Annotated in this window: 8 protein-coding genes; 3 read left to right on the top strand and 5 right to left on the bottom strand. The window is 70.2% G+C overall.

Annotated elements, in window-relative coordinates:
• The first annotated feature begins 23 nt into the window (after positions 1-23).
• Both miaB and CSC71_RS09160 read left to right on the top strand, forming a co-directional pair.
• Positions 24-1,385, top strand: coding sequence for a tRNA (N6-isopentenyl adenosine(37)-C2)-methylthiotransferase MiaB (gene miaB, locus CSC71_RS09165; RefSeq protein WP_162374068.1), 1,362 nt, complete (start codon positions 24-26; stop codon positions 1,383-1,385).
• 60 nt (positions 1,386-1,445) lie between these two features.
• The gene (locus CSC71_RS09160; protein ID WP_162374059.1) at positions 1,446-1,850 is read left to right on the top strand and encodes a GFA family protein; all 405 of its coding nucleotides are present in this window, start codon (positions 1,446-1,448) and stop codon (positions 1,848-1,850) included.
• Between the two features lie 69 nt (positions 1,851-1,919).
• Here CSC71_RS09160 and CSC71_RS09155 read toward each other — a convergent pair whose 3' ends face one another.
• The 5 genes from CSC71_RS09155 to CSC71_RS09135 are packed head-to-tail and all read right to left on the bottom strand — an operon-like array spanning position 1,920 to position 6,076.
• Positions 1,920-3,023: an ABC transporter permease gene (locus CSC71_RS09155; RefSeq protein ID WP_162374058.1), complete on the bottom strand. Its 1,104-nt coding sequence runs from the start codon at positions 3,021-3,023 to the stop codon at positions 1,920-1,922.
• Positions 3,020-3,952, bottom strand: coding sequence for an ABC transporter ATP-binding protein (locus CSC71_RS09150; RefSeq protein WP_162374067.1), 933 nt, complete (start codon positions 3,950-3,952; stop codon positions 3,020-3,022). The genes CSC71_RS09155 and CSC71_RS09150 overlap by 4 nt, the downstream gene beginning before the upstream one ends.
• A 17-nt stretch (positions 3,953-3,969) precedes the next feature.
• Positions 3,970-4,395, bottom strand: a complete 426-nt coding sequence (locus CSC71_RS09145; protein WP_162374057.1) for a DUF4260 domain-containing protein — start codon at positions 4,393-4,395, stop codon at positions 3,970-3,972.
• Positions 4,392-5,351 carry an HlyD family secretion protein gene (locus tag CSC71_RS09140; RefSeq protein ID WP_162374056.1) on the bottom strand — a complete coding sequence of 320 codons (960 nt, stop codon included), beginning with the start codon at positions 5,349-5,351 and terminating at the stop codon, positions 4,392-4,394. The genes CSC71_RS09145 and CSC71_RS09140 overlap by 4 nt, the downstream gene beginning before the upstream one ends.
• Positions 5,348-6,076 (bottom strand): TetR/AcrR family transcriptional regulator, encoded by a 729-nt coding sequence (locus tag CSC71_RS09135; protein ID WP_162374055.1) that lies wholly within the window; start codon positions 6,074-6,076, stop codon positions 5,348-5,350. Before CSC71_RS09135 ends, CSC71_RS09140 begins: the two co-directional genes overlap by 4 nt.
• A gap of 138 nt (positions 6,077-6,214) precedes the next feature.
• Here CSC71_RS09135 and CSC71_RS09130 point away from each other — a divergent pair, with 138 nt between their 5' ends.
• On the top strand, positions 6,215-7,198 hold the full coding sequence (locus CSC71_RS09130) for a PhoH family protein (RefSeq protein WP_162374054.1): 984 nt from the start codon (positions 6,215-6,217) through the stop codon (positions 7,196-7,198).
• The last annotated feature ends 60 nt before the right edge of the window (positions 7,199-7,258 follow it).

The following is a 7,258-nucleotide window of genomic DNA, read 5'->3' as shown; positions in this document are numbered from 1 at the left end:
CCCCCACCCCGACCCTCGTCCCGCTGCCCGGCGCCGCGCCGCGCAAGCCCGCGGTCGTGCGCGGCAAGCTCTACATCAAGACGCACGGTTGCCAGATGAACGAGTACGACTCGGCGAAGATGGCCGACGTGCTTGCCGCCTCCGACGGCCTCGAGCTGACCGACGATCCGGCGGAAGCCGACGTGGTCCTGGTCAACACCTGCTCGATCCGCGAGAAGGCGCAGGAAAAGGTGTTCAGCCAGCTCGGCCGCTGGAAGTTGCTCAAGCAGGAGAACCCGGACGTCATCATCGGCGTCGGCGGTTGCGTGGCCTCGCAGGAAGGCGAAGGCATCGTCAAGCGCGCGCCCTACGTCGACCTGGTGTTCGGCCCGCAGACCCTGCACCGCCTGCCGGAACTGATCCGCGCGCGCCGCGAGCAGAAGAAGCCGCAGGTCGACATCAGCTTCCCCGAGATAGAGAAGTTCGACCGCCTGCCCGAGTCGCGCGCCGAAGGCCCCAGCGCCTTCGTCTCGATCATGGAAGGCTGCAGCAAGTACTGCTCGTTCTGCGTGGTGCCCTACACCCGCGGCACCGAAGTCAGCCGCCCGTTCGAGGACGTGCTGGTCGAAGTCGCCCGACTGGCGTCGCAGGGCGTGCGCGAGATCAACCTGCTGGGTCAGAACGTCAATGCCTATCGCGGGCCGTATGGCGACGGCGAAATCGCGGACCTTGGCTTGCTGATCCGTGCCATCGCCGAGATCGACGGCATTGGCCGCATCCGCTTCACCACCTCGCATCCGCTGGAGTTCAGCGACTCGCTGGTCGAGGCCTACCGCGACGTGCCGAAACTCGCCAACTTCCTGCACCTGCCGGTGCAGAGCGGCAGCGACCGCATCCTGTCGGCGATGAAACGCGGCTACACCGCGCTGGAGTTCAAGCAGAAACTGCGCAAGCTGCGCGCGGTGCGCCCCGACATCTCGATCAGCTCGGACTTCATCGTCGGCTTCCCCGGCGAGACCGACGCCGACTTCGACAAGACGATGAAGCTGATCGAGGACGTCGGCTTCGACCAGAGCTTCAGCTTCATCTACTCGCGCCGCCCGGGCACGCCGGCCGCGGACCTGCCGGACGACGTCGGCGACGCGACCAAGCATTCGCGCCTCGAACGCCTGCAATCGCACATCAATGCGCATGCGGCGAAGATCTCGCAGGCGATGGTCGGCACGGTGCAGTCGGTGCTGGTCGAAGGCCCGTCGAAGAAGAACCCGAACGAGCTGACCGGCAAGACCGAGAACATGCGCTCGGTGAACTTCCCCGGCCACCCACGGCTGATCGGCCAGTTCGTCGACGTCGTCATCACCGAAGCGCTGACCAACTCGCTGCGCGGGCGCGTGGCGACGACGTAGGACGGGCGTTCTCCCCGGCCTGGAGTGGTTGCGCCCCCTGCCATCGACGACGGAGTCCCCATGTTCACCGGCCGCTGCCTCTGCGGTGCAGTGCGATACGAGTCGCCGGGTCCTGCCCTGTTCGCGGCCGTCTGCCATTGCCGCGACTGCCAGCGCGCATCGGGCAGCGGCGGCGTTCCCGTCCTGGGCGTTCCCAGGGCATCGTTCGCCTGCTCCGGCCCCGTGAAGGCGTCGCGCATCCGCGGCGGCAGCGGCCTGGCCGCCGTGCGCAATTTCTGTTCCGAGTGCGGCTCCCTGCTTTTCGGCACCCCCGAGGCGGCGCCGGAAATGGTCACGATCTACGCCGGCAGCCTGGACGATCCCGCGTGCTTCGCCCCCGCCGAAGCGCTGTTCGCCAGCCAGCGTCCGCCTTGGGCCAAGCTGGCGGCGGATCTGCTCGAGCACGCGACGCTTCCCGGGCAATGACCCGTTGGCGGACGGCCTTTCCACGCCGCAAGGCGGGGCGGACAGCATCCGCCGCCATGCCGTTCGCGCCTAGTCCAGCCGCTTGTGGAAGCGCAGGATCGCGGCGGTCATCATCACCACGACGAAGGCCAGCAGCGCCAGCACGTCGTGCCACAGTTCGGCCAGGCTGGCGCCGCGCAGCATGATGCCGCGGATCAGGCGCAGGAAATGGGTCAGCGGCAGCACCTCGGCCAGCCATTGCGCCGCCTTCGGCATGCCGGCGTACGGGAACATGAAGCCCGACAGCAGGATCGACGGCAGGAACACGAAGAAGGTCATCTGCATGGCCTGGAACTGCGACTGCGCGCGGGTCGAGATCAGCAGGCCCAGGCTCAGGTTGGCGACGATCAGCAGCATCGCCGCGGCGTAGACGTCGAACACGCTGCCGGCGATCGGCACCTTGAACAGCCACATGCCCAGCCCCAGTACCACCGTGGTCTGCAGCAGGCCGATCAGCACGTACGGCGCGACCTTGCCGACCATCAGCTCGCTGCGGCTGACCGGCGTGGCGATCAGCAGCTCCATGTTGCCGCGCTCGCGCTCGCGCACGATCGCCACGCCGGTGAACAGCACCATGGTCATGGTCAGGATCACCCCGATCAGGCCTGGCACGATGTTCACCGCCGAGCGCCGTTGCGGGTTGTAGAAGCTGACCACGCCGACCTGGCCCTTGCCGAGGCCGAGCGGTTGCGTGTTCGCGACCGGCGCGGTGTCCAACGGCAGTTGCGCCAGCTGGATCGCCGCGCTCTGCACCACGGTGTCGCTGCCGTCGACCAGCACCTGCACCGCCTCGCGGCCGTCGAAGCGGCGCGCCTCGAAGTCCGGCGGCACGACCACGCCGACGCTGATCTCGCCGCGGCGCAACGCGTCGGTCAGCTGTTGCGGCGAGGTCGCGGCCAGCTTCGGCGCGATCACGCCGGAGGCGACCATGTCCATCACCACCGCACGCGAGGCCGCGGTGTTGGCCTGGTCGGTGATGCCGGCCGACAGGCCGCGCAGGTTCAGGTTGATCGCATAGCCGAACAGGATCAGCTGCATCACCGGGATGCCGAGGATCATCGCCAGGGTGATGCGGTCGCGGCGCAGCTGCCGCACCTCCTTCAGCATGATCGCGGACAGCCGGCGCCAGTTCATGCCGCGCGCTCCGCGTCCGCCGCGTCGTGCCGGCCGGTGGCGGCGACGAACACGTCCTCGAGGTTCGGCTCGCCGGTTTCGGCGCGCGCCTCGATGCCGGCCGCGCGCAACGCCGCGCGCAGCCGTTCCGCGGCGTCGTGGTTGCCGTCGCACAGCACGCGCAGCGCATTGCCGATCTGCGCGACGCTGAGCACGCCGGGCACCGCGACCAGCGCCTGCTGCGCGCGCCGCGGCTGCGGCGAATGCACGACCACGCTGCGCCCGGCCAGCGCGCCGGTCAGTTCGGCCGGCGTGCCGTCGGCGACCAGGCGGCCGCGGTCGAGGATCGCGATGCGGTGGCAGCGTTCGGCCTCGTCCATGTAATGCGTCGACACCAGCAGCGTGGTGCCGGCATCGGCCAGGTCGAAGAGCTTTTCCCAGAAATCGCGGCGCGATTCCGGATCGACCGCGCTGGTCGGCTCGTCGAGGAACAGCAGTTCGGGCTTGTGGATCACCGCGCCGGCCAGTGCCAGGCGCTGTTTCTGCCCGCCGCTGAGGGTGCCGGCCAGCTGCTTCTGCCGGTCGGCGAAATCGTACTGTTCGACCAGTTCGTCGACGCGGCGCCTCGTCTCGGCCTTCGCCAGGCCCTGCACCGCGGCGAGGAACTCGAGGTTCTCGCGCACGCCCAAATCGTCGAACAGCGAGAACTTCTGGGTCATGTAGCCGATGCGCAGGCGCAGCGCCTCGGCCTGTTCGGGAACGCGCAAACCAAGCACTTCGATCGTGCCGGCGCTCGGCGTCAGCAGCCCGCACAGCATGCGGATGGTCGTCGACTTGCCCGAGCCGTTGGGGCCGAGGAAGCCGTAGACGTGCGCCTTCGGCACGCTCAGGTCCACGCCGTCGACCGCCAGCAGGTCGCCGAAGCGCTTGCTCAGGCCGGAGGCACGGATGGCGAGGTCGCCGGCGTTCATGGCGCCCGCTGCGCGGACGGCCGGTCGCGACCGATCCGCCCGAGGTGCGTTTCGCGGAAGCCCGCGGGGTATTTCAAGCCGTAACCGAGCATGCGGTCGAAGCCGACGTGCGCGATCCAGACCAGGCCGGCCGCCAACAGCGGGCGCACGCCGCTTGCGGCGCCTAGCGCGAGCAGCAGCAGCGGACCGACCAGCGCATGCGTCGCGTTGTAGGCCAGGGCGCCGATGCGTGGGCCGGCGAGATAGCCGAGGAATGCGAGGTCCGGCAGCAGGAAGCACAGGGCGAAGACGCCCCAGCCCGCGCCGTGGCGGTGGTAGGCCCACAGCGACAGCGCCAACAGTAGCGTCGCCTCCGCGCGCAGCAGGGCGCGGACGCCGCCGCGCACCGCACCGCCGGCGGGCGTGGCCGACGGCGCGCTCATGGCGACGCTCCGGCGAAGCTGACCTGCACCGGCAGGCCCGCCGGCAATTCGCGCGCGTCCGCGCCGAGTTGCACTTCGGCCAGGTAACTCAATCGCGCGGCGTCCTGTCCGGTCAGCGCGTAGTACGGGGTGAAGCTGGGATCGCTGCGTACCATCCGCACCGTGCCGGCATAGGTCTTGTCGCTGCCGTCGACGTGCACGCGCACGGCATCGCCGACCCTGCCCCCGGCGCGCAGCGGCTCGGGCACGTAGAGGCGCGCATACGGCGCATCGCCGGCCAGCAGCACCACCAGCGGCGCGCCGCCCGGGGCCTGGGCGCCGAGCCGGTACGGAAGGCTGTCCACCTGCGCATCGCGCGGCGCGGACAGGCTCAGTTTCTGCAGCGTGACCTGCTGCCCCGCCGCCTGTGCCGCGGCCGCCCGCGCCGCCGCTTCGCCCTGCGCGATCTGCTCGGCGCGGGTGCCGCGCTCGAGTTCCAGCAGGGCTTGCTGCGCGGCGCGCACCTGCGCCTCGGCGTTCCCGGCGGCGGCGCGGGCGCGGTCGACATCGGCCGCGGCGACCAGTCGCTGCCGGCCCAGCGGCTGCAAGCGGTTGTAGTAGGCGCGCGCGTCGGCGGCCTGCGCCTGCGCGGCGGAAAGGCTGGCGCGGGCCTGTGCGATCTGTTCGCTGCGCGGCCCGGCCTTGAGTTCGGCCAGCGCTTCGCGGCTCTGTTCGGTCTGCGCCTGCACGGCCTGCAGCTGCGATTGCGTGCGCGTGGCCTCGAGCTGCAGCAGCACGTCGCCGGCCTTCACCCGCTGGCCTTCGCGCACGTCGATGCGCACGATCTTCTCGGCCGCCGGCGCCGGCACGACGATGCGGTCCCACTCCAGCGTGCCGAGCGCGCGCGGCGCTTCGTCGCGGCACGCGGCCAGCGCCAGCAACGCGGAAGCGAGCAGCAGGGTTCGCGATGGCTTCATGGCTTCAGCTCCAGTCCGCGGTCCAACAGCGCCAGCGCGTGCAGGCGCACGTCGTCCATGCCGAGGTCGTCGGCCTGGAACAGCTGCCGCCAGATCGGCGCGCCCGCCGCCGGGAACAGGGTCAGGCCGATCAGCGTCACCAGCAGCAGCCGCGGATCGAGGTCGGCGTTCAGCTGCCCGCGCGCCTGCGCCTGCGCGAAACGCTGCGCGATCATCCGCGAGAATTCCGGCGCGATCCGCGTCACCAGCAGGTCGCGCAGCGCACCGCCCTCGCTCAGCACCTCGCGCACCCACAACGCCGGCCACCACGGATGCGCCTCGACCGCGCGGAACACGCCGCTGACGAAGCCGGCGACCAGCGCGGCCAGGTCGTCGGCGTCCACCCGGGTCAGCGGTTCGCGCACGCTCTGGAACACCGGAAGCAGCCGCTCCTCAATCACGCTGTCGCGCAATTGCTGCGCGTCGCCGAAGTAGTAATGCACCAGCGCCGGGGTCACCCCGGCCTCGGCGGCGATGTCGCGCAGCGAGGTCGCGACGATGCCCTGCCGCACGTAGCAGGCCAGCGCGGCATCGACCAGGCGCGTGCGCTGGTCGGGCGAATCGACGTTCGGCCGGCCCGGCGCGCGTTTCGCGGGCTTGCGGGCCGGGGCGGATCGGACCGGTGCCGCGGCGGGGGTTTCCGCCCGCCGGCCCCGGGGCCGCTTTGGGTGAGGGTGCGTTGCCATGCCCAATATTTAATTCAACATTTAATTAAACGCAAGCCCGGGCCGACGGACGGTCGCCGCGCGCCCGCTTCCGGCCCGGATGGCCTATCCTTCCGCACCTGCCCGGCCGCGATGGCGACCGGCCCCCACGACATCCCCATGACCGCCTTCCACCGCGAATTCGCCCTCGAACCCGAAAGCACCGAACGCCTGGCCAACCTCGCCGGTCCGTTCGACGCGCACCTGCGCCAGATCGAGCTGAAACTGGGCGTGGAGATCGCCAACCGCGGCAACATCTTCCGCGTCACCGGCCCGGAGAAGGCGGTCGCCGCGACCGAGAAGCTGCTGCGCACGCTGTACGACGAGGCGGCGGGCGAAACCTTCGACAGCCAGGCCATCCACCTGCGCCTGAATTCCGCCAACCTCGACCAGGTCGCCGGCGGCGGCTACGAGCCGCAGGAAGTGCAGATCAAGGTCAAGCGCGGCACCGTGCGCGGGCGCGGCCCGAACCAGGCCGCCTACCTGCACGCGATCGCGACCCACGACATCAACTTCGGCATCGGCCCGGCCGGCACCGGCAAGACCTTCCTCGCCGTGGCCAGCGCGGTCGAAGCGCTGAACGACGCGCGCGTGCAGCGGCTGGTGCTGGTGCGCCCGGCGGTCGAGGCCGGCGAGAAGCTCGGCTTCCTGCCCGGCGACCTGACCCAGAAGGTCGACCCCTACCTGCGCCCGCTGTACGACGCGCTGTACGAGATGCTCGGCGTCGACAAAGTGGTCAAGCTGCTGGAGAAGAACGTCATCGAGATCGCGCCGCTGGCCTACATGCGCGGGCGCACGCTCAACGACGCCTTCGTGATCCTCGACGAGGCGCAGAACACCACCATCGAGCAGATGAAGATGTTCCTGACCCGCATCGGCTTCGGCAGCACCGCGGTGGTCACCGGCGACATGACCCAGATCGACCTGCCGCGCAACGTGAAGTCGGGGCTGAAGGACGCGCTGGAAGTGCTGCGCGGCGTCGAGGGCATCGGCTTCACCTTCTTCACCAGCAGGGACGTGGTGCGCCACCCGCTGGTGGCGAAGATCGTGCGCGCCTACGACGCGCGCGACGGCAAGGACGCGGAAACCGGACCGGCAGCGTGATTGCGGTTCCTGGTTCTTGATGCTGGGTGGGATGCGAAATATCCGCGGAGGGTTCGGCCA

Source organism: Pseudoxanthomonas sangjuensis, from assembly GCF_010211755.1.
GTDB lineage: Bacteria > Pseudomonadota > Gammaproteobacteria > Xanthomonadales > Xanthomonadaceae > Pseudoxanthomonas_A > Pseudoxanthomonas_A sangjuensis.
This window is presented reverse-complemented; position numbering and strand designations above follow the sequence as displayed.

Coding starts and splice junctions, on each gene's coding strand:
- CSC71_RS09160 (WP_162374059.1), top strand. CDS start 1,446: ATGTTCACCGGCCGCTGCCTCTGCGGTGCAGTGCGATACGAGTCGCCG.
- CSC71_RS09155 (WP_162374058.1), bottom strand. CDS start 3,023: ATGAACTGGCGCCGGCTGTCCGCGATCATGCTGAAGGAGGTGCGGCAG.
- CSC71_RS09145 (WP_162374057.1), bottom strand. CDS start 4,395: ATGAGCGCGCCGTCGGCCACGCCCGCCGGCGGTGCGGTGCGCGGCGGC.
- CSC71_RS09140 (WP_162374056.1), bottom strand. CDS start 5,351: ATGAAGCCATCGCGAACCCTGCTGCTCGCTTCCGCGTTGCTGGCGCTG.
- CSC71_RS09135 (WP_162374055.1), bottom strand. CDS start 6,076: ATGGCAACGCACCCTCACCCAAAGCGGCCCCGGGGCCGGCGGGCGGAA.
- CSC71_RS09130 (WP_162374054.1), top strand. CDS start 6,215: ATGACCGCCTTCCACCGCGAATTCGCCCTCGAACCCGAAAGCACCGAA.